Source organism: Pseudomonas mendocina (assembly GCF_900636545.1).
GTDB classification, from domain to species: Bacteria; Pseudomonadota; Gammaproteobacteria; order Pseudomonadales; family Pseudomonadaceae; genus Aquipseudomonas; species Aquipseudomonas mendocina.
Genome location: NZ_LR134290.1, coordinates 668680 through 688455 on the forward strand (window position 1 = coordinate 668680; position 19776 = coordinate 688455).

The 19776-nt window shown below is 63.8% G+C and carries 23 protein-coding genes; 1 reads left to right on the forward strand and 22 read right to left on the reverse strand.

All coding sequences use genetic code 11. The annotated features are described in order from the left end of the window. The first annotated feature begins 34 nt into the window (after positions 1–34). A complete protein-coding gene (locus EL191_RS03100; protein WP_013713752.1) occupies positions 35–589 on the forward strand; it encodes a methyltransferase family protein in 555 nt (184 codons plus the stop codon). Between the two features lie 6 nt (positions 590–595). Here EL191_RS03100 and EL191_RS03105 read toward each other — a convergent pair whose 3' ends face one another. The 22 genes from EL191_RS03105 to EL191_RS03210 form a co-directional block, all read right to left on the reverse strand. Continuing rightward, positions 596–1189, reverse strand: coding sequence for an Sbal_3080 family lipoprotein (locus EL191_RS03105; protein WP_013713753.1), 594 nt, complete (start codon positions 1187–1189; stop codon positions 596–598). Positions 1190–1253: 64 nt separating this feature from the next. Continuing rightward, positions 1254–1694: a hypothetical protein gene (locus EL191_RS03110; RefSeq protein WP_041976419.1), complete on the reverse strand. Its 441-nt coding sequence runs from the start codon at positions 1692–1694 to the stop codon at positions 1254–1256. Between the two features lie 98 nt (positions 1695–1792). Next, a complete protein-coding gene (locus EL191_RS03115) occupies positions 1793–2182 on the reverse strand; it encodes a hypothetical protein (protein WP_169746328.1) in 390 nt (129 codons plus the stop codon). Between the two features lie 26 nt (positions 2183–2208). Next, entirely contained in the window at positions 2209–3435 is a 1227-nt protein-coding gene (locus EL191_RS03120) for a beta-ketoacyl-ACP synthase (protein WP_041976424.1), read from the reverse strand. After that, complete coding sequence (fabG, locus tag EL191_RS03125; RefSeq protein WP_041976425.1) at positions 3435–4178, reverse strand: 3-oxoacyl-ACP reductase FabG; 744 nt, start codon at positions 4176–4178, stop codon at positions 3435–3437. Before fabG ends, EL191_RS03120 begins: the two co-directional genes overlap by 1 nt. After that, positions 4171–4644 (reverse strand): ApeP family dehydratase, encoded by a 474-nt coding sequence (locus EL191_RS03130; protein ID WP_041976427.1) that lies wholly within the window; start codon positions 4642–4644, stop codon positions 4171–4173. The genes fabG and EL191_RS03130 overlap by 8 nt, the downstream gene beginning before the upstream one ends. Continuing rightward, positions 4641–5843 (reverse strand): beta-ketoacyl-[acyl-carrier-protein] synthase family protein, encoded by a 1203-nt coding sequence (locus EL191_RS03135; protein WP_041976430.1) that lies wholly within the window; start codon positions 5841–5843, stop codon positions 4641–4643. Before EL191_RS03135 ends, EL191_RS03130 begins: the two co-directional genes overlap by 4 nt. Further along, positions 5843–6337: a hypothetical protein gene (locus EL191_RS03140; RefSeq protein ID WP_041976432.1), complete on the reverse strand. Its 495-nt coding sequence runs from the start codon at positions 6335–6337 to the stop codon at positions 5843–5845. Before EL191_RS03140 ends, EL191_RS03135 begins: the two co-directional genes overlap by 1 nt. Then, a complete protein-coding gene (locus EL191_RS03145) occupies positions 6337–7056 on the reverse strand; it encodes a class I SAM-dependent methyltransferase (protein ID WP_017363371.1) in 720 nt (239 codons plus the stop codon). The genes EL191_RS03140 and EL191_RS03145 overlap by 1 nt, the downstream gene beginning before the upstream one ends. Positions 7057–7212: 156 nt before the next feature. Continuing rightward, positions 7213–8460: an NAD(P)/FAD-dependent oxidoreductase gene (locus EL191_RS03150; protein WP_041976434.1), complete on the reverse strand. Its 1248-nt coding sequence runs from the start codon at positions 8458–8460 to the stop codon at positions 7213–7215. Beyond that, entirely contained in the window at positions 8447–9595 is a 1149-nt protein-coding gene (locus tag EL191_RS03155; RefSeq protein ID WP_041976436.1) for a cation:proton antiporter, read from the reverse strand. The genes EL191_RS03150 and EL191_RS03155 overlap by 14 nt, the downstream gene beginning before the upstream one ends. Continuing rightward, positions 9592–11919 carry an MMPL family transporter gene (locus tag EL191_RS03160; RefSeq protein WP_041976439.1) on the reverse strand — a complete coding sequence of 776 codons (2328 nt, stop codon included), beginning with the start codon at positions 11917–11919 and terminating at the stop codon, positions 9592–9594. Before EL191_RS03160 ends, EL191_RS03155 begins: the two co-directional genes overlap by 4 nt. Beyond that, on the reverse strand, positions 11903–12529 hold the full coding sequence (locus EL191_RS03165; RefSeq protein ID WP_041977149.1) for an outer membrane lipoprotein carrier protein LolA: 627 nt from the start codon (positions 12527–12529) through the stop codon (positions 11903–11905). The genes EL191_RS03160 and EL191_RS03165 overlap by 17 nt, the downstream gene beginning before the upstream one ends. A 47-nt stretch (positions 12530–12576) precedes the next feature. Next, complete coding sequence (locus EL191_RS03170; RefSeq protein WP_041976441.1) at positions 12577–13002, reverse strand: acyl-CoA thioesterase; 426 nt, start codon at positions 13000–13002, stop codon at positions 12577–12579. 89 nt (positions 13003–13091) lie between these two features. Then, complete coding sequence (locus EL191_RS03175; protein WP_041976443.1) at positions 13092–14633, reverse strand: HAL/PAL/TAL family ammonia-lyase; 1542 nt, start codon at positions 14631–14633, stop codon at positions 13092–13094. Further along, positions 14614–15561, reverse strand: coding sequence for an LpxL/LpxP family acyltransferase (locus EL191_RS03180; RefSeq protein WP_041976446.1), 948 nt, complete (start codon positions 15559–15561; stop codon positions 14614–14616). The genes EL191_RS03175 and EL191_RS03180 overlap by 20 nt, the downstream gene beginning before the upstream one ends. Continuing rightward, a complete protein-coding gene (locus EL191_RS03185; protein WP_041976449.1) occupies positions 15558–16304 on the reverse strand; it encodes a glycosyltransferase family 2 protein in 747 nt (248 codons plus the stop codon). Before EL191_RS03185 ends, EL191_RS03180 begins: the two co-directional genes overlap by 4 nt. Continuing rightward, on the reverse strand, positions 16297–17961 hold the full coding sequence (locus tag EL191_RS03190) for an acyl-CoA synthetase family protein (RefSeq protein WP_041976451.1): 1665 nt from the start codon (positions 17959–17961) through the stop codon (positions 16297–16299). Before EL191_RS03190 ends, EL191_RS03185 begins: the two co-directional genes overlap by 8 nt. Then, a complete protein-coding gene (locus EL191_RS03195) occupies positions 17958–18503 on the reverse strand; it encodes a COG4648 family protein (protein WP_041976454.1) in 546 nt (181 codons plus the stop codon). Before EL191_RS03195 ends, EL191_RS03190 begins: the two co-directional genes overlap by 4 nt. A gap of 4 nt (positions 18504–18507) precedes the next feature. Then, positions 18508–18774, reverse strand: a complete 267-nt coding sequence (locus EL191_RS03200; RefSeq protein ID WP_013713772.1) for an acyl carrier protein — start codon at positions 18772–18774, stop codon at positions 18508–18510. Positions 18775–18786: 12 nt separating this feature from the next. Next, positions 18787–19047: a phosphopantetheine-binding protein gene (locus EL191_RS03205; protein ID WP_013713773.1), complete on the reverse strand. Its 261-nt coding sequence runs from the start codon at positions 19045–19047 to the stop codon at positions 18787–18789. Further along, positions 19028–19765, reverse strand: a complete 738-nt coding sequence (locus tag EL191_RS03210) for a lysophospholipid acyltransferase family protein (protein WP_013713774.1) — start codon at positions 19763–19765, stop codon at positions 19028–19030. Before EL191_RS03210 ends, EL191_RS03205 begins: the two co-directional genes overlap by 20 nt. Positions 19766–19776: the final 11 nt, after the last annotated feature.

The window sequence follows — 19776 nt, forward strand, 5'->3', positions numbered from 1 at the left end:
AGTGTAACAGAGGCGAGGACAGAGGGAGGATGGCGTGACGATCTGGCAGTGGCTGGCTTTTGGGACGATCAGCGGGGTGCTGGTGGGAATTTCCTGGCGTACGCTGGGCAATCCGCGTAGCCACGGGTTCTACCGTTTTCTCGCTTGGGAGGCGATGGCGGTGATGCTGGTGCTCAACGCTGAGTCCTGGTTTGGCGACCGCGGCGAATGGAACCAGCGCATCGCCTGGGTTGTGCTCAGCCTTTCGCTGCTGGTGCTGTTCGCCGGGATCTACCAGATGCGCCGCTTCGGCAACGCCGGAACACAACGCCAGGATGAGGAGCTGTTCGCCTTCGAGCGCACCTCGCAATTGGTGACAGGCGGCATCTTCCACTATATCCGGCATCCCATGTACTGCTCGTTGCTGTTGCTGGCGTGGGGAATAGCCTTCAAGCGTATCGATGCGCTGATCGTGTTGCTGGCGCTGCTCTCCAGTGTGCTGCTGTGGTGCTCGGCGCGCTGCGAGGAGCGCGAGTGCCTGGCCTATTTCGGTGATGCCTACCGCGAGTACATGGGGCGTACGCGAATGTTCGTGCCGTACGTGTTCTGAGCGGGATCAGTCTGAAGCCTGATTTTCCAGCAGAAGTTTCTGGTAAGCACGTTGATAGTCTTCATAGCCGAGCTTCTGCTGTTGCAGCTCGCGTATCTGCTCATCCAAGCTTTTACTACGTATCGCCGGAGTGTTTTCGTGTCGCGTCTCAGTGGGTCCGGTGGCGCTTAGTTGTGAACTCGCCAGTAACTCGTCGATGACCGGGTCGATCTTGCTCTTGGTTCCCTGCCATTTCATCAGCGATAAACCGCCTTTGCCGCGTAGGTGGTAGTTGGCCTTAGCCAGGGTTTGACGACGTGGGCCGAGAATGGTGATTTCAGCGGTGGAAAGATACGGCGCCATGTCCCATGAACGGCGGGCTGTGTAGGTCACCACATAGGGGCATCGCTCTCGGGGAATTTTCGCGTACAGCTGTGTCTCGATGCCATGTCTGGCGAATCCCTCTTGCAGCACCGCTACGAAATCACTGACTTGAACCTTTGGGTTCTCCTCGATGCACATCTGATCCGCTGCGCTTTGCAGTGGCGTGACTTGCGTGGAGGTGCAGCCGACCAGCGTGGCGGCGGCAAGTAAGGGTAAAGAGAAACGAACGGGCAGCATGGGCAATGGTCTTCCTTGGATAAACAAAGGCCACCGTGAGGTGGCCTTTGCTACTGGTGAGCGATTACTTCACCTTGGCGTATTTGGCCTTCAGTGCGACGCCGGCCATGATGGCGCCGGCATGGCACTCGTATTTGCTGTCGTCGCGGTATTCCTTGTTCTTGTAGTTGCTGGCAAGGTCGACCACGGCATTGGCGCCTGCGGCCTTGGCCGAGTTCTGCAGTTTGATCAGCGCCGATTGCAGAACCCAGCTGCAGGCTTCCTCATCGCTCTTGTTGAAGGCGTTGGTCTTCTGGCTGGTGGTGACATTGGCGTTGATGATCTGAGCACCGGCCGGGGTTTTGTTCAGGTAGAACTTCACCGAACCGTCGAGGCGGCCAGCCTGGGTGGCTTCGTTGACCACCGACTGGAAGTCGAGGAAGTGTGCGGTATCGCGCGCCTGGCTGAGGCCGGGTAGCAGGGCGACGGACAGAAGTGCGGCAGTGGTCCAGATTTTTGCTTTCATGGTTATCTCCTTGAATATCACTGTATGTAAAAGCTCGTTCAACGTCTGCTGCGCGTAGGCCTGTCGTGTAGAACAGGCCTTTACCTACCTGGCACCTTCTAGAAGGAAGCCCTGTTCAGTTCCTGCTGGATGCTGCGATCCAGATTATGAATCCACTTGTTGTAGTTGCGGTGGATCTTGCCGTTCTTGTAGCCGAGGTTCTGGCTATCGCGATAACGAATCGAGTAGCTCGATGCACTGTAGGGAATGGTGATCTCGGCCTGGTGGCTGCGGCGCTGGATCATCGCCATGATGTTGCCGCGGTCGGCACGCTCGACCGTCCATTGGCGGCTCTGCAGACCGGCGAGAATGGCCCGGCGCATATCATCCTCGCTTCGCACCGCAACCACTGGTGTGCGGTTCTCAATGTTCATCACCGGTTTCGACGTACAGGCCGCGACGCCGAGCAGCAGGGCGAGAATAAGACCAAAGCGAGTGAAACGAGACATCATCCGTGTTCCTTGTCAGTTGAAGATCAGTGCCAGCGCTTGAAGATCAGCGAGGTGTTCACGCCACCGAAGGCGAAGTTGTTGTTCATCACGTACTCGTGGCTCATCTGGCGGAACTCGCCGCGCAGGTAGTCCAGCTCGCCACAAGCCGGATCGATGGCATCCAGGTTGTGGGTGTGCACGTAACTGTCCTGGTTCATCATCTCGATGCTGAACCAGGACTCCAGTGCGCCGCAGGCGCCCAATGTGTGGCCGAAATAACTTTTCTGCGAGCTGATGGGCATGCGCGGGCCGAACAGGCTGCTGGTGGCCAGGGTTTCGGCCACGTCGCCCTGCTCGGTCGCGGTGCCATGGCCGTTGACGTAACCGATGGCGGAAGGTTCCAGGCCGGCGTCATCGAGCGCCAACTGCATGGCGCCGCGCATGGTCTCCTGTACCGGCTTGGTGGCGTGCTGGCCGTCTGAGTTGCAGCCGAAACCGACGATTTCGGCATGGATGGTGGCGCCACGGGCCAGGGCGTGCTCCAGTTCTTCCAGAACCAGAATGCCGGCGCCTTCGCCGATCACCAGGCCGTCGCGGCCGCTGTCGTAGGGGCGTGGGCTAGTGTGCGGGGCGTCGTTCTTCAGGCTGGTGGCGTAGAGCGCATCGAAGACCATGGCCTCGGTCGGGCACAGCTCTTCGGCGCCACCGGCGAGCATCATCTTCAGACGGCCGAACTTGATCGCCTCGTAGGCATAGCCGATGCCCTGGCTGCCGCTGGTGCAGGCACTGGAGGTCGGGATCAGACGACCCTTGAGGCCGAAGAAGATGCTGATATTGGCCGCGGTGGTGTGCGGCATCATGCGGATGTAGGAGTTGGCGTTGAGGCCGTCGGCCACCGAGTTCAGCAGCATGTTGCCGAAGGCCTTGACCTCCTCGGTGCTGCCGGTGGACGAGCCGCAGGCCACGCCCATGCGCCCGTCGGCGATGCACGGATCGCCGAGCAGGCCGGCGTGTTCCAGCGCGCGCTCGGCGGCGAACACCGCCAGCTTGGATACCCGGCCCATGCTGCGGGTCTGCTTGCGATTCCAGTGCTTGGGCTGGACGAAGTCGTCCACCGGTCCACCCAGACGGGTATTGAGCTCGGTGAAACGATCCCATTCGTCCATACGGCGGATACCACTTTTGCCGGCTTTGAACGCGGCCGAGATGGTTGGCCAGTCGCTGCCCAGCGAGGTGATGCCGGCCATGCCGGTAACTACTACACGTTTCATCAGCACAGACCGCCATTCACTGCGAGAACCTGGCGGGTAATGTACGCCGCCTCGCTGGACATCAGGAAGTTCACCGCACCGGCGACTTCCTCCGGGGTGCCCATGCGCGCTGCCGGAATCATCTTGAGAATTTCCTCCACCGGCACCAACTCGTCGAGAATCTCGGTGTCGATCAGGCCGGGTGCCACGCAGTTCACGGTGATCTTGCGCTTGGCCAGTTCGATCGCCAGGGCCTTGGCGGCGCCGATCACGCCGGCCTTGGAGGCGCTGTAGTTGACCTGACCGCGGTTGCCGACCAGCCCCGACACCGAGGTGATGCAGACGATACGGCCTGGCGCGCGACGGCGGATCATCGGCATGGTCAGTGGGTGCAGTACGTTGTAGAAACCGTCCAGGTTGGTACGCAGCACCTGATCCCAGTCGTCTTCGGAGAGCACCGGGAAGGCGCCATCGCGGGTTAGGCCGGCGTTGCATACCACGCCGTAGTAGGCACCATGGGCCTCGATATCGGCTTCCAGCGCTTCGCGGCAGGCTGCGCGGTCGGACACGTCGAATTGCAGGATGCGCGCCTGGCGGCCCAGTTCGGCGATCTGCGCCTGTACGGCTTCGGCCTCATCGCGGCGCGAGCGGCAGTGCAGGACGATGTCATGGCCCGAACGCGCCAGGCGCAGGGCGATGGCGCGGCCGATGCCACGGCTGGAGCCGGTGACCAGTACGGTGGCGGCGGAAGTAGTTTCAGTCATGGGATTGTTCTTGCGATTCTTGTGGCTCTTGTAAATAGACCGCCGGTTGTGGCGGACGGAACACATTGAGGCGGGCTTCGGCCTGGATGTCGGGGCCTTGCAGGTGGCATTCGAACACGCCCATGCCGTTGTCGTCCTGCAGCGAGCACAGGGCGCGGATGCGCAGTTCGCTGCCGGCTGGAAAGTACTCGACGTTGCAGGCGTACTTGCGTGTGCCAAGCAGGAATCCCAGTTCCACCGGCAGGCCTGCGCGTCTGGCCTGGATGCCGGCGAAGGCGGCGATGGCCTGCGCCATCAGCTCGATACCGGTCCAGGCTGGCAGATTGCCGTCGGCATCGCTGAGCAGGCCATCCGGACGCACCACGAGGCGCACCTCGATCGCTTCCGTATCGCAGCTCAACACTTCGTCGAGCAGCACCATGTTGCCGGCATGGGGCACCAGTTCGGCGACGGGCCAGAGTTTCATGGCGCATCCCCCAGAATTAGGGCGACATTGTTGCCGCCAAAGGCGAAGGAGTTGCTCATCAGATGGCGGCCCTGTTTGCGCGGAAGCTGGGCACCGGCTTGGACGAGCTCGATCGGTGCCAGTTCGGGATCGCGCTGTCCGTCCCAGAGGTGCGGTGGCAGCAGTCCGTCACGGTTGTACTCGCTCAGCGTCAGCCAGCAGAAGGCCGCCTCCAGTGCACCTGCGGCGCCCAGGGTGTGGCCGGTCATGGGCTTGCTCGACGAGCAAGGCAGGCCGTTGGGGAACATGGCGTGCACCGCTTTGCTCTCCATCGCGTCGTTGTGGCGGGTGGCAGTGCCGTGCAGGTTTAGGTAGTCGATCCGATCCGGCGTCAGGCCGGCGCTGGCCAGGGCCTTCTCCATGGCGGCTCGGGCGCCGACCCCTTCTGGATGTGGGGCGGAAATATGGTGGGCATCGGACGTGGCGCCACCGCCGAAGAAGGCGATGGGCGCAGGTTCGCGCGTCATCAGGAACAGGGCCGCCGCTTCGCCGATATTGATGCCGTTGCGATTTACCGAGAACGGATTGCAGGGCTCGGCGGAAACCGCCTCCAGCGATGAGAATCCATTAAGGGTGAGGCGGCACAGGCTGTCCACGCCGCCGCAGATCACCGCGTCGCACAGGCCCATGCGCAGCAGGCGATGGGCGCTGAGCAGGGCGCGGGCGCTGGATGTGCAGGCGGTGGACTGGCAGTAGACCGGGCCATTCAATTTCAGCCAGTCCGCCAGGAAGTTCGCTGGCGCGGCCATCTCCTGCTGGATGTAGTCGTACTCGGCTGGCAGCTCGCCATCGTCGAGCTGGCGCCCGATATGCTCGCCCGCTTCGCGAATGCCCGAGGTGCTCGTACCCAGCACCAGGCCGACGCGGTGAGCACCATGGCGGGCGATGGCAGCGCGTAGTTCGGGCTCGATCTGCAGCGCGGCTGCAAGCAGCAGTTGGTTGTTGCGACTGTGCGAGCGCTCGAAACCAGCTGGCATGGCTGGCAGATCGGCATGCACGGCACCGACCGTCAGGCAGCGTTCACTGACCCAGCCGTCTTCGGCACGCATGCCCGAGGTGTCGCCGGCGAACAGCGCATCGGCAACGGCCTGCTTGCCTTCGCCCAGGGCGCAGATCACGCCGAGTGCATTGAGGTAGCCGGGGGTAGGGGCACGGGACATCAATCGCTTTCTTCCAGGTTCAGTGCATGTATCCGGTAGTTCAGGCCGGTCTTGCCAAGGGTGAAATTCAGTGGGCCGTGGTAGTCGACGGTCCAGTCCGGCGCAAGGCGGCGTTGGTCATCGCGCACCTGTTGCCAGCTGCCGGCCGGGTAGGCCTGCAGCGCGTCGCCTCGGGTCAGGGCGAACAGCAGCGCGGCGAACAGTTCTCGCGCTTCGGTATTGGGTGGCAGCAGGCCGTCGTTACGCCAGTGCCCGGCGTCCAGTAGCTGACGCGCCTGTGGTATGCCGAGCGGATCCATCAGTGACCAGCGCAGGGCCGAACCCTCGCGCTGGATCACCAACAGCCAGTCCTGTCGCACCTGTGCCTGCTCGCGCTGGATCTGCAGGTTGAGCGGCAAGGGCGCGACCAGTGCTGGTGGCGTCTGCGGCACGGGGGTATGTGCGGCGCAGGCGCCCAGCAACAGGCTGGCGACGAGCAGGAGTATGCGTGGCATCACGGTTTGCGCGCCACTACGTTGAGCAGCGTTTCGTCGCGTTGGCCGACCGGCTTTGGTCGCATCAGTCCCCAGCGCTCCAGCAGGCCGAAGTCCTTGGAGCGGCTCCACCACAGATAGGGGTACGAAACACTGCTCTCTTCGAACTGGAAACCCTGCGCGCTGAGCATTTGCAGGTACTGCTCGGCGCTGCGTTGCACGTGCATCGGGTGACGGAACAGCCAGCGGATCACCCAGGTGTCGATGTAGTACTTGGTCGACTCGGCCAGCAGCAATCGGCCACCCGGTTTCAGCACGCGCCAGAACTCGGCGAGGGCTTTCTCCTGTTCCACCAGGTGATGCAGTGTCTGGTGGCAGAACAACAGGTCGACGCTGGCGTCGGGCAGGTCGATGGCGGCGCAGTCGCTGGCGATCAGCTCGACGTCGAGGCCCAGGCGCTCGGCCTCGCGGCGCGAGCATTCGAGGCTGTGTGGGTCAGCGTCAAGGCCGATCATTCTCGTGGGCGAGAGCGCTGCGTCGAGCAGGCCGAAGGAGCGCCCCTGGCCACAACCCGCATCCAGCAGCACGGGCGCGTGCGGCAATGGTTCGCCGATCAGGCGCACCAGGTCGTTGATCGCGACCCGCAGTACATGGTGTTGCCAGACATGGCTCTGCAGGAACCAGAAGCCGAAGCGGGTTTCTTCGACGTAGGTGGGCGAGACGGGGCGCAGGGCGTTCATCGACGATCCTTGTTTAGAACCTATTTACGAGCTAGCGAGCTAGAGCCATACAAGGCAGAAGCAGGCGAGGAAGCGGAGTTTACGAGTTGTAAATGAGCATTCCGAGCCTGTTTCTAACGCCGTAGGGCCGACGCGCAGCTGATCGTAAGTAGGTTCTCAGGGTTGGGAGCAAAGTTCTGCGAGCACTCGCAGGCGGCGGCGTGGTTCGGACACGTAGGGATTCTTACCGTCCCAGGCGTAGCCGGCAAGGATCGAGCTGATCATGCGGCGAATCTCCGGCGAGGCGTTCTCGTAGTAGATCACGTCCTGGAAGGAACCCTCGTACCAGCCTTCGACGTAGACGCGGAAGGTATCCACGCCGCGTTTGAGCGGGATGGCGAACTCGTTTTCCCAGTCCACCGTTTCGCCACCCAGCTGGCGATGCAACAGCCCGGCGGCCATGCTCGCCGAACGCATGGCGATAGTCACGCCGGAGCTGAATACCGGATCAAGGAACTCGGCAGCGTTGCCCAGCAAGGCGAAGCCTGGGCCGTGCAGGCTCTTGACGTTGGCCGAGTAACCGTTGATCTCGCGCGCCGGGGTATCCCACACGGCATTGCCGAGCACCTTGCTCAGCGACGGCGTCTCGGCGACGAACTGCTTGAGACAGGCATCGAGATCTTTCGGAGAATTCTCGTAGTGCTCGGTTGCGGCGACCACGCCCAGTGAGCAACGGCCGTTGCTGAATGGGATGGTCCAGAACCACACGTCGCGCAGAGTCGGGTGAGTGGTGATGAGGATCATCTCGCGGTTGAAGCCCGAGGCCGGGTCGATGCGATCCTCGATATGGGTGAACACCGCACGGCGGACCGGGAAGGCCGACGGCGTGTCGAGATCGAGCAGGCGCGGCAGCACGCGGCCATAACCACTGCCGTCGAGGACGAAGGCGCACTCGACCTGGTACTCGACGCCGTCGGCCAGGCGGCGTACCGACAGGCGCGGACAATCACCACTGAAGTCGGCGGCGAAGATTTCTTCCTCGTAGCGGATCTCCACACCCTGGCGCTCGGCTTCGTCGGCCAGCAGCTTGTCGAAGTCTGCGCGGATTACCTGGTAGGTCGAGCCCTTGCCTTCGGTGAACTTGTCGCGGAAGTCGAAGCTGGTGTAGCGATCACCCCAGGCGAACGCAGCACCGTGTTTGGTCTGGAACCCGGCGGCTTGCACGGCCCCGAGCATGCCGGCTTCTTCGACGAAGTCCAGGCAGTGCGACAGTAGGCTTTCGCCGATGGAAAAGCGCGGGAAGCGCTGGCGCTCCAGCACCAGTACGTCATGACCCTTGCGTTTGAGGATGGCGGCTGCGATGGCGCCGGACGGGCCGGCACCGATGACGACGATCTGGCGTTGTTCGAGTTCAGGAGATTTCATAGCGGGCTTTCGCTTCATGATTGGCCGCATGCCGGCCCAGCAGGGCAGGCAGCAGAGTAGAGAATAGACTCATCAGCAGCAGGCCGAAGTACACCGTTGAATCAATCAGCTGGAGCTGCAGGAGCAGGTTGAGGAACACGATTTCGGTCAGGCCGCGGATGTTCAGCAGCAGGCTTTCACGCCACTTGATTCGTGCCGACGCGGCCGGATTTGCCCAGTGCAGACCCAGCCAGCTACCAAGCACCTTGCTGATGACCGGCAGCGCCAGCAGGGTACCCATTACCAACCAGGACAGGTGTTGATCCAGGCCATGGAAATCGACGCGCAGCACGCCATAGGTGAGGATCAGTGGGACTGCGAGCCCATTCATCGCGCGTTTCCAGTGACGCTCCGCGAGTGGCAGGACGAAGGGCTGGCGCAGGTAACCCAGACACAGCATGTAGCCGATGCCGAACACCAGCGCATTCAGTTCAAGCTGCTGCAACGCCAGCATCAAGGCGAAGAATGGCAGGCTGTAGAACGACGGATGACGCAGCCTGGCGGCACGCAGCAACAGGGGCAGCAATGCCGCCAACAAGGGCCACAGCAGCGTTGCCGGCTGGCTGCTGCCCTGGGCCAGGCCGAACAGACTCCAGCACATGAAATCCATCAGGATCGCCGCATGCAGCAGACGTTTACTGTCGGCAGGCGGGTAGCCGATGCTCTGCAGAAACAGGTAGAGCACGGGAATGGCGGTGATGGAGAACAGCAGGCCGATGCCGACTGCACTCAGCCAGCCGCGCTCGCCGGGCAGCAACCAGAGCGAACAGGCCAGGCCAGCGAGCATCGGTACGAGGAAACTGGGCAGGGCGATCTTCACGCACGCCGGGCTGAGGTCGAGATCGATCACGTCGCTGAGGATATAACCGAGTAGCAGCGCAAAGCACAGACCGTAGGCAGGCTCCAGCCAGCCAGGTGCGAGCAGGTCGCTGGCGCTCAATTGCCAGTGCGGCTCGGCCCACAGTAACAGCAGCGCCGGGATGGCCAGCGCAGCCACCAGCAATTGGCCGACGATGGGAATCAGGCGCCGCCCGCCGATGACGCTGACCATCGCGTAGAGGGCCAGGGCCAATAGCCAGAACAGAGCGACGGTCACGGATGCTGCTCCCTTGCCTGCGCATCAGCTGCCCAGGGCGCGAGCAGAAAGCTGAAGGCCAGGCCGATGCTGATGGTCAGGCCGAAGTTGCTCACCGCCGGGGTGCTCGACACGGCCAGCAGGCCGAACGACAGCCAGGTGGTCAGCGCCGACAGCAGTGTGCCGAGCAGGCTGGTGGCCGCGCCGGCTACCTGCTCACGGATCAGAATGGCGTAATCCACGCCGATGGCCGTGACCAGCAGCAGGCCGAACAGGCTGAACAGCGTCAGTGGCTGGCCGAGCCAGCCGAGGCTGGCCAGGCTGGCCAGTGCAGCCAGCAAGGAGACGGCCAGTATCCGAGCTGCGCCGCGCGCGCCGAACGAGAAGCACAGCAAGACGAAGATCAGCAGGCATGAGGCCAGCTTGAGTTCGGCGGCGCTGACCTGCGTAGCAGCGAACAGGCGGTTGAGCTCACCAAGGCGGTCGACCAGCTTCACGCCCTCCAGTCCGGCGGCCTGCGCCGCGAGCAGGCCGCTGTCGCTCAGCCCCTGCAGGCTGATCAAGCCGGCGACCTGACCGTTGGCTGTTTGGCCCAGCCAGAGCGGTCGCCAGGGTTCACCGAGCGGTTCGGTGAGCACCTGTTGGATATTCAACAACGGCAGCGCTTGCAGCTGCCGCGCCTCTTGCTCGATGGCGGCGAGGGGAATGCCCAGTTCGGTGAGCGCGGCGCTGTGTTGCGGCAGCTGTGCCACGGCCTGGCGCAGTTTTTCCTGTTGTGTGAGTGGGGCGATAACTTGGCTCAACGCCAGGTAGCTCTTCAGCTGGCCTTGTTCAACCAGCTTGTTCAGGCGCTGGCTCAGCAGTTGCTGGCGTTGCAGCAATTGTTCTTCGTCGTCGCCGCGTACCAGAAAGAACTGGCTGGTGGGCTGGGCGCCGACGATCTGGCTGATGGCTTTCGACTGCTCCAGCAACTGTGATGGCACGCTGGCCCACTGGCGCAGGTCGTCCTTGTGCGAGAGTTGCAGCAGGCCGCCCGCGCAGAACAAAGCGAAGATCAACAGCAGCCAGGGTGTCGACAGGCGGCGCAGCAAGGCTTCCCGCCAGTCGAGCAGACGCTGCGCCAAGGTGTGGGGTGGTTGCCACGGGCGGATCGCAGTCTTGCCCAATAGGGTTGGCAGCAGGAACAGGGTACTCAGATAGGCGCCGAGCAGGCCTGCGGCAGAGAAGATCGCCACTTGTTTCAGCGCCGGGAAGGGCGTGAAGGCCAGGGCCAGGTAGCCGATGACATTGGTCAGCAGGCCGAGGGTCAGGCCGAGCAGCGTGGCGCGTAGGGCTCGCCAGCTGTCCCAGGGCTGCAATGTCCAGCTTTTCGACAGCAGGTGCAGCGGATAGTCGATGGCCACGCCGATCAGGCTGGCGCCGAGCACCAGTGTCATCACGTGCACATGGCCGAATACCGCGACACAAGCCGTGAGCCCGGCGAACACGCCGATGGCGGCGGGGATGAAGGCCAGCAATACGCGTACCCGGCGAAACACCAGCAGCATCAGCAGCAGGGCGCCGGCACTGGCGATGCCGCCCATCAGGCTGATTTCACGCGTAGCTTCGCGCTGGCCGTGGGCGGAATACAGCAGCCCGCTACTGGCGAGCAACTGGCCGCCGCGTGCTTGCACCTCGTCACGTGCCTGGGTGACCAGATCGTCCACTGCCAGAGCCAGGTTGCCGTCGAAGGCGTCGGCATTGGTTCGGGCGCGCAGCAGGGCCCAGGTGGCTCCCTCGCTTTCGGCGATCAGCGCACCGCTGAGATCGACCTGAATATTGTGATGATGCGGGAGATTCTTCTCGGCCAGCGTACTCAGGCCGAGCAGATCGTCATTGGTGGCGACGACACCCTGGCTGCGGAACGGGTCGAACAGGTCCTGGGTGCGCCTGGCAACGAACGCCGCAGGATCGTCGATCAGCAGCTGGCGGTCGGCCGCTGGCAGCAGCGCCAGGCGCTGATCCTGCAATTGCTGTCTGATGTTGTTCAGGTCGGCTTGCGGATCCCACTGCACCTTCTCGAACAGTGTCTGTTGCTGCCAGCGTGCGCCCAGTTGCGCAGCCAGCGCCAAGGCCTGCTCGCGTTGCGGGTGGCTGATCAGTATCAGCAGTTCGCGGTTCAGCGGCTCCTGCATGCGTTGCACGGCCAGCTCTTCGAGGGCGTCCGGCTTGCCGCTGGGCACCAGCTCCAGCAGGTTGGCCGAGATGGGCGCACCACCGCGCCACTGCCAGGCGGCGACGGCAAGAAGCAGGAGCAGGGCGAGCGGAAAGAGCCGTGAACCCCAGTATTCAACTCTGGAAGTCATGTTGCTCCGCGTCGCTCAGGGATTGACCGGCCTGATTGTCCTGAAGGCGCAGCACGGTGCTGTCGCCCTGGGTTTCCTGCAGTTCGATACGCTGCACCAGCGCGCCGCCGCTGATCACGATGGCCTTGAATACCTGCTTGAGCAGCACGCTGCGGGGCGTCAGATCGAGCTGCCAGTTGTCAGCGCTGCCGCTCAGGCTGAGGTCGAAGTCCTGACGCAGGCCGCTGCTGTCCCCTTTCAGAACGGCGAGGAACAGGCGGTTCTGCTGGGCAGTGGCGCTCTGCTGGGCGACGAACTGCCAGCCCTGCTCGGTACGTCGGGCAATGCCCTGATCATCGATACGGTAGTCCTGTTGCAAAGGCCGTTCGAGCAGCCAAAGCAGCCCGTAGTCCTTGGCCAGCACGAAGGTGCCGCGGCTGGTCAACGGTTGCGGCAGGGCGCGCAGGTGCTTCTCCTGAATGAAGCTGCCGCGCACCACCTCGGGTTTGCCGAGCTGCTCGCTGAGTTGGTCGAGATCGAAGGCCAGCGCCAGCTGGGCAATGCTCGCCAGCAGTAGCCCGGATGCAATCCGGGAAATGTAACGGGCAATGGGGTTTCTCCCGGATTTCATCCGGGCTACGCAGCCGATGCCAGCCAGGGTGGCGCTGAGCAGGCGTTTCACGCGATGGCCCTCTGCACGGCATCGATGAAGACCTGTGGCGAGGCGAACTGCATTTCCCGCGTGGCGATTTCCACGGCGACCTGCACGGTGCTGCCGCGAGTCATGCGTTCACCGGTCTCGGCATCACTGATCAGGTAGTTGATCTTCAGGCGGCTCTCCCACTCCACCAGGTCAGCGCGCACGATGATGTGCTGGCCGAACTGGGCACCGCGTATGTAGCGCAGCTGCAGGTCGATCACCGGCCAGGCGTAGCCGGAGTCGCGCATCTGCCGGTAGTTGTGGTCGAGCTTGTCGAGCAAGGCGCAGCGCGCCTGCTCAAAGTACTTGACGTAGTGGCCATGCCAGACGATTTCCATCATGTCGACGTCATAGAACTGCACCTGCAGTTCGATCTGCGCCTGCAATACGCCCTTGCTACGCATGGCGAATACTCCCGTAGGGTGGGCTTCAGCCCACCAGTAAATGTCACAGTCGGCGGTTACGGTGGGCTGAAGCCCACCCTACAGGCTGCTTACGCATACAGCCTCCAGTGCTGGGCACGGATACGTTCCAGGCACAGGCGCAGCTCGCCTTCCAGCGCGCGATCTTCGATCACCGGCGGGAAGTCGCTGGCCAGTTGCTCGCGCATCGCCGCCAGCGGCGCCGGGATGTCGCGCTTGCCGGCGCGCTCGCGTAGCCAGACGCCCTGGTTGGCCGCCAGCAAGGTGGCGGCGGCGACTTGCTCGGTCAGCTCCAGGCTGCGTAGTGCATCACGGGCGGCGATGGTGCCCATGCTCACCTTGTCCTGGTTGTGGCACTCGGTGGAGCGCGAGAACACGCTGGCCGGCAGGGTGTTCTTCAGCGCTTCGGCGGTCCAGGCGCTGGCACCGATCTGCACGGCCTTGAAGCCGTGGTTGATCATCGCCGTCTCGACTGGCGCGCCGGACAGGTTGCTCGGCAGGCCGTGGTTGTAGCGCGTGTCGACCAGCAGGGCAAGCTGACGGTCGAGCAGGTCGGCGACGTTACCGACCAGGTTCTTCAGGCTATCCATGGCGAAGGCGATATGCCCGCCATAGAAGTGGCCGCCGTGCAGGGTGCGCTCGGTCTCGGCATCGAACAGCGGGTTGTCGTTGGCGCTGTTGAGTTCGGTCTCGATGAACTGGCGCAGCAGGCCCAGACTGTCGGCCAGCACGCCGAGCACGTGCGGCGCGCAGCGGATCGAATAACGATCCTGCAGGCGATGCAGCGGCGGCAACGGCGCTTCGACGGCCAGATCCTGGCGAATCCAGGCGGCGACCTGGGTCTGGCCCGGGTGCGGTTTGGCGGCGAACAGGCGCTCGTCGAAGTGCTCCGGGTTGCCTTCCAGCGCGATTACGTTGAGCGCGGTGATGCGCGTTGCCAGTTTCAGCAGGTAGTCGGCGCGGGCGTAGGCCAGGCAGGCCAGGGCTGTCATCACCGCGGTGCCGTTCATCAGTGCCAGAGCTTCCTTCGGGCGCAGGGTCAGCGGCGTCCAGCCGAGTTCTTCATGCACCTCGGCGGCGCTGCGACGTTCACCCTTGTACAGCACCTCGCGCTCACCGCTGAGGGTGGCGGCGACGTAGGACAGCGGCGTGAGGTCGCCGCTGGCGCCGACCGAGCCTTCTTCCGGGATCAAGGGCAGCACGTCATGGTCGATGAACGCCTGGATACGCTCCAGCAGTTCCACGCGCACCCCGGACACACCGTGGCACAGCGACTGCAAGCGGGCAGCGAGCACGGCGCGGGTACTTGGCGCGTCGAGCAGCTTGCCCAGGCCGCAGCCGTGGAAGGTGAACAGGTGCTTGGGCAGCGCCTCGACCTGATGCAATGGCACCGCGACCACGCAGGAGTCGCCGTAGCCGGTGGTGACCCCGTAGATCACGCCTTCCTTATCCAGCAGGGTGTCGAGGAAGCGTGCGCCCTTGGCGATCTTTTCCCGGTAGGCGGCATCGTCCTGCAGCTGGGCATGGGCCTTGCGCTGCGACAGGGCTACGATGTTCTCGATGGTCAGGGCGCGCTCGCCGAAGATCACCGGCTCAGGCTGGTATGTCGTCATCTCGCTTCCAGAAAGGGTAGAAGTTGAACCATTGTTGGGGGGCGTCCAGGCAGCGTTCGCCCAGGCGTTGCGCATAGAGTTGCGCCCAATCTCGGATCACCTGATCGCGCTCGCTGCGCTTCCAGGTCACCGCGTCGGCGAAGTGCTCCAGGCGTACCTGGTAGCGGCCATCGATTTTCAGGCAGTGGATTAGCTCGACCGGGCAATGCAGCAGGCCGGCCAGCAGCCAGGGGCCCTGGGGAAAGGCAGCCGGTAGGCCGAGAAAATCCACCACCACGCGGCGCCCGCCATGCAGGGGCACGCGATCACCGGCGATGGCCAGCCATTCTCCGCGTTCCAGGCGTTCGGCCAGTTGCAGCATGATCGCCGGGTCCAGTTCGCTGACCTGGATCAGGCGCAGATTGCTGGCGCCAGACTCGCCCAGCAGGCGGTTGAAGCGCTCGGCATGCTTGGTGTGCACCAGCACGTTCATGCATACCTGCTCGCCGAGTTCGGCCAGGGCGCGGCAGACTTCCAGATTACCCAGGTGCGCGCCGACCAGCAGGCGTCCGCGACCACCTTTATGCAGTTGCCCACGAATGTCGTGGGGATCGTCCAGTTGCAACTGCTGCAGTGGCAAGCGGCCGTTCCAGACGTCGAGCTTGTCCAGCAGGCTGTCGGCGAAAGCGAAGAACTGTCGCAGCACCGAGCCTCGGTTCGGGCGCAAGTCGGGGCGTGCGCTCCAGGCGGCCAGGTTGTGCTGATACTGATGAATGCTGGTGCGCGCACTGCGGCCGAAGAGGTAGAAGTACAGCACGATCAGATACAGCAACGGCACCAGGGGGCGACGGCCGAGCAGGCGCGCGGCCGCGACGGTGAAACGCATCAGCAGGAAACTGCCGCGCTCCTTCTGCCGGGCCCAGTGCTCGTTTTGTTCGGCAGCGCTCATGCGACCAGCCTGCGCCAGAGAATGCGTGGCGCGCGCAGCAGCATGCCGAAGAACAACCGCGCATGCATGCCGGAGATCAACAGGTTGTCGTGCCACAGGCGAAAGTGCGAAAGGCCGTCGGCCGGATAATGCACGCGGGTCGGCAGCCAGTGCATCGGCTGCTCGCGCCAGGCCATGCGTACCAGAATCTCGGTGTCGAAATCCATGCGTCGGCCAAGTTTCACCCTGTCGAGCAGGGCCAGGGTGGGTGGCAGCGGATAGACGCGGAAGCCGCACATCGAGTCGCGAACCTGCAGCGACAGGCAGTTGATCCAGACCCACACGTGGGTCAGGTAGCGTGCATAGAGGCGCGACTTGGGCACGCTCGCATCGTATTGCGGGTAGCCGCAGACCATGGCCTCTGGATGCGCTCGAGCGGTGTCGAGGAAATCATCGATTCTGCTCAGGTCATGCTGGCCGTCAGCATCGACCTGCAGCGCATGGCTGTAACTGAGGCGCGCCGCTTCGCGCAGACCGGCCATCACCGCGCCGCCCTTGCCCAGATTGCTGGGCAGGCGCAGCAGATGGACGCCGGGCTGCTGCGCCAGATCGTCCATGACGGCCGCGCAGCTGGCGCTGGAACCATCGTCAACCAGTACGCAGGGGAGATCGGCGCGGCGCAGTTCGCTGACCACACCGGGTAACGGCCGCTCGTGGTTGTAGACCGGGATCACCGCGCAGGGCTTGAAGCCTGACTCAGCCATGGGCCGGCTCCAGCAGGATACGACCAGAAGAACAGGCCGCTTCGCCATTGTGATAGGCGAAATAGAGTTTGCCGCGTTCGCTGTCGAAGCGCAGGGTCAGTTGCAGGGTGTCGCCGGGGCGCACCAGTTGCTGGAACTTGAGCACTTCCATACCGGCGAAGCGTGGCGGCAGATGAGGGATCAACTGGCGTGCCAGTTGTTGCGCCCAGTCCACCTGCACCACTCCAGGCAGCACTGGGGTCTGTGGGAAATGGCCGGTGAAGTGGGCGAGGTCAAGCGGTACCTGCAACTGCAGCAGCCATTCGCCGTCGCGCTCTTCGGCGCTGACGGGCTCCACCCGCGTCGGCCTCGGTGCGCTCAGCAGGCTGTCGACCTGGCTTTGCGGAAGCTTGCCCTGGCTGCTGTAGGGCAGCTCCAGCAGCAGGCGCCAGCGGCGCGGCAAAGCGATGGCTTCGCAATGATCGGCCAGGTGCCGGCGCAGGGTATCGGTCACGGTGCGACGGCCCTGGTTGCGCAGGGCGTGTACGCCGGTCGGGCTCAGTGCCAGCAAGGCCCCGAGGTAGGCGCGACCCTCCTGAACGACACCCAGGCGGGCATCGGCAACCCAGTCATGATTGACCAGTGCCTGCTCGATCATGGGCAGGGAGATGCGCTTCTCCTCCAGCTTGACGATGCGATCCAGTCGTCCGCGCAGGACGAAACGACCGTCGTCACCGATCTCGGCGGCATCCGCGCTCTGTTCGATATGTCCGGCTGGCAAATACGGCGAGGCGATGCGCAAGGCTCCTGCCTCATCCAGGCTCAGTTCGACGCCGGTGAACGGTTGCCAAGGCGTGTCACCCTGGCGCCAGCCGATACCGCCGGTTTCCGAGCTGCCATAGATTTCCGTCGGCCATTGGCCCAGACGGTCATGCAGGGCTTGCGCTGCTTCGGCGGGCAGGGCACCGCCGGAAGAGAACACCTGCTTCACCCGGCTCAGCGCCGGCCAGTCGAGGTTGTCACCCATGCGCTTGAGCAGGGCCGGGCTGGCGACCCAGACGAAATGGGTCTGACTCAGGCTGACCTGCTGCAGGTCTTCAGGGAATGGCAGGGCGCGGCGGTGCACCGGGCGGCCGGCGCAGAGCGGCCAGAGCAGGCGGAACAGCAGGCCGTAGATATGCTGGCAGGCGACGCTACCAAGCACGCAAGCCTGGCCCAGGTGCGGACCCCACAAGCGCTCCAGGGCTTCGACCTCGTTGGCCAGCTGCGCCAGGCTCTTGTCGATCAGCTTGGGTTCGCCGCTGGAGCCTGAGGTGCACAGGGTCAGGCGGCACTGCTCGGGCAGCAGGCGTGCGCCAGGCAGAGGCGCTGCATCCAACCCCGCCAGGTCATCGAGCCACAGGTCGACCTGGGCCGCCAGCCGCTGGCGTGTCTGCGCCTGGGCATCGGCCGGTAGCAACACCTGCACCCCGGCGCGCCAGGCGCCGAGCAGGGCGATGGCCAGCTCACCAGCATCTTCCAGATACAGCGCCACGCGTTGTACGCCTTGTTTTTGCAGGGCGGCAGCCAGACGCAAGGCGCGCTCACGCAGCGCTGGATGAAACAGCGCGGGCTCCAGGGTCACCTGGCGCTCGGGCTGAGCCTCCAGCAACAGATCGGAGAGGGGCAGCCAAATCATTCGTGTTTCCTTACCTGCTGGCGGATCAACCATTCGCCAGCGAACAGCAGGCCAATCAGGCCATAAGAAATAAAGCCGGTGTACAGCGTCCACCAGGAGAGCGGCGCCCAGGCCGAGAGAGCCATCAACAGGAAGGAGTTGCCGAGAAAGAACAGGGTCCAGACCAGAGTGACCTTGCGGGTATAGCGCACTGCGACTTCAGGTAGTTCAGGCTCGCGCAGGCGCGCCAGGCGCTCTACCAGCGGCGGGCCGAACTTCAGGCTGAGGCCGAACAGTGCCAGCAGCATCAGGTTGAGCAGCACCGGGTACCAGCGCAACAGGGCCGGTTCGTCCGCCAGGCCAAGCACCAGGCAGAACAGCAGGGCCGCAGCGGCCAGCCACAGGCCTCCCGGCCGGTGACGGGCAGTCAGCGCACGGGCGAGCCAGAGCCCGCCCAGCAGAGCAGCGAACAAACGTGGCGACCAGTGCTCCATGCCGTAATAGACGGCGAAGGGATAGAGCACGCCGGCTATCAGCAGTAGCAGGCCAAACAAGCGAGCCATTTGATCAGGCTTGGGCCTGGGGCGTTTCGTTGATCAGGCGGTACACGGCTTCGACCACGTCACCCACGCTGCGCACGCTCTTGAATTCCTCGGCGGCGAGCTTACGGCCGGTCTGACGCTTGATGTGGTCGATCAGGTCGACGGCGTCGATGCTGTCGATTTCCAGATCTTCATACAGGCTGGCTTCCAGGGTGACGCGCTCGGCATCCAGTTCGAACAGCTCCACCAGGGCGCTGCGCAGGGTGACGAAGATTTCTTCGCGGCTTTGCATCTGGAGTAATCCTCAAGCGGTTTGCTGGGCGGAAACGAACGCAGCCAGGCTCGCGACATTGGCGAAGTGCTTGCGAGTGTCCTTGGCTTCGGCGTCGATCTTGATGCCGAAGCGCTTCTGGATCGCCAGCCCAAGCTCCAGCGCGTCCACCGAGTCCAGGCCGAGGCCTTCGCCGAATAGCGTCTGTTCCGCGCCAATATCGTCGGCGCTCATGTCCTCGAGGCCGAGGGCATCGATGATCAGGTTCTTGATTTCACGTTGCAGATCGCTCATCTGAGGCGAGCTCCTTCATAAAGTGTTGATGCAGATGGTCGTTGAGCTTGCGCGAGGCAATCGGCAATGGGGCCTGCTCGGTGAATTGCCGCGGGTCGATATCCTCCCCGACCCGCAGGCGAAAGTGAAAGCGGCGCGACGGAATGCTGTACCAGGGCTCGGCCTTGGTCAGGGTCGTCGGTGTCACGCTGATCACCACGGGGGTGACCACGCTGGCGCCGCGTACCGCGATTGCAGCTGCACCGCGGTGAAACTCCGGGTTGGTGCCGGGCACCGTGCGGGTGCCCTCAGGGAAAATGATCAGGGTCTCGCCGCTTTGCAGGGCGCCGGCTGCTTCGTCGAGCATGTCCATGCTGCCGCTGTTGCTGATGTACTGAGCGGCGCGAATCGGGCCACGCATGCAGGGGTTTTCCCACAGGCTCTGCTTGACCACGCAGTTGGCGTCGCGGATGAAGGCGATCAGCACCACTACGTCGATTAGCGAGGGGTGATTGGCAATCACCATCTGGCCGGGACGGCCCAGGCGTTCGGCGCCCTCCACCTCATAGGTAAGTACACCCGTGCGGAACATGAATTGCACGAATACGCGAAAGGTCCAGCTGACCACTGCACGCGCCCGGGTGCGGCGCTGCAGGACATCGCCAGGCAGCAAGCCAAGCACAGGGAAAACCAGCACGCGCAGCAACACGCCGCCGACCCCGAAGAGGGCGAAGCTCAATGCCGTCGCGA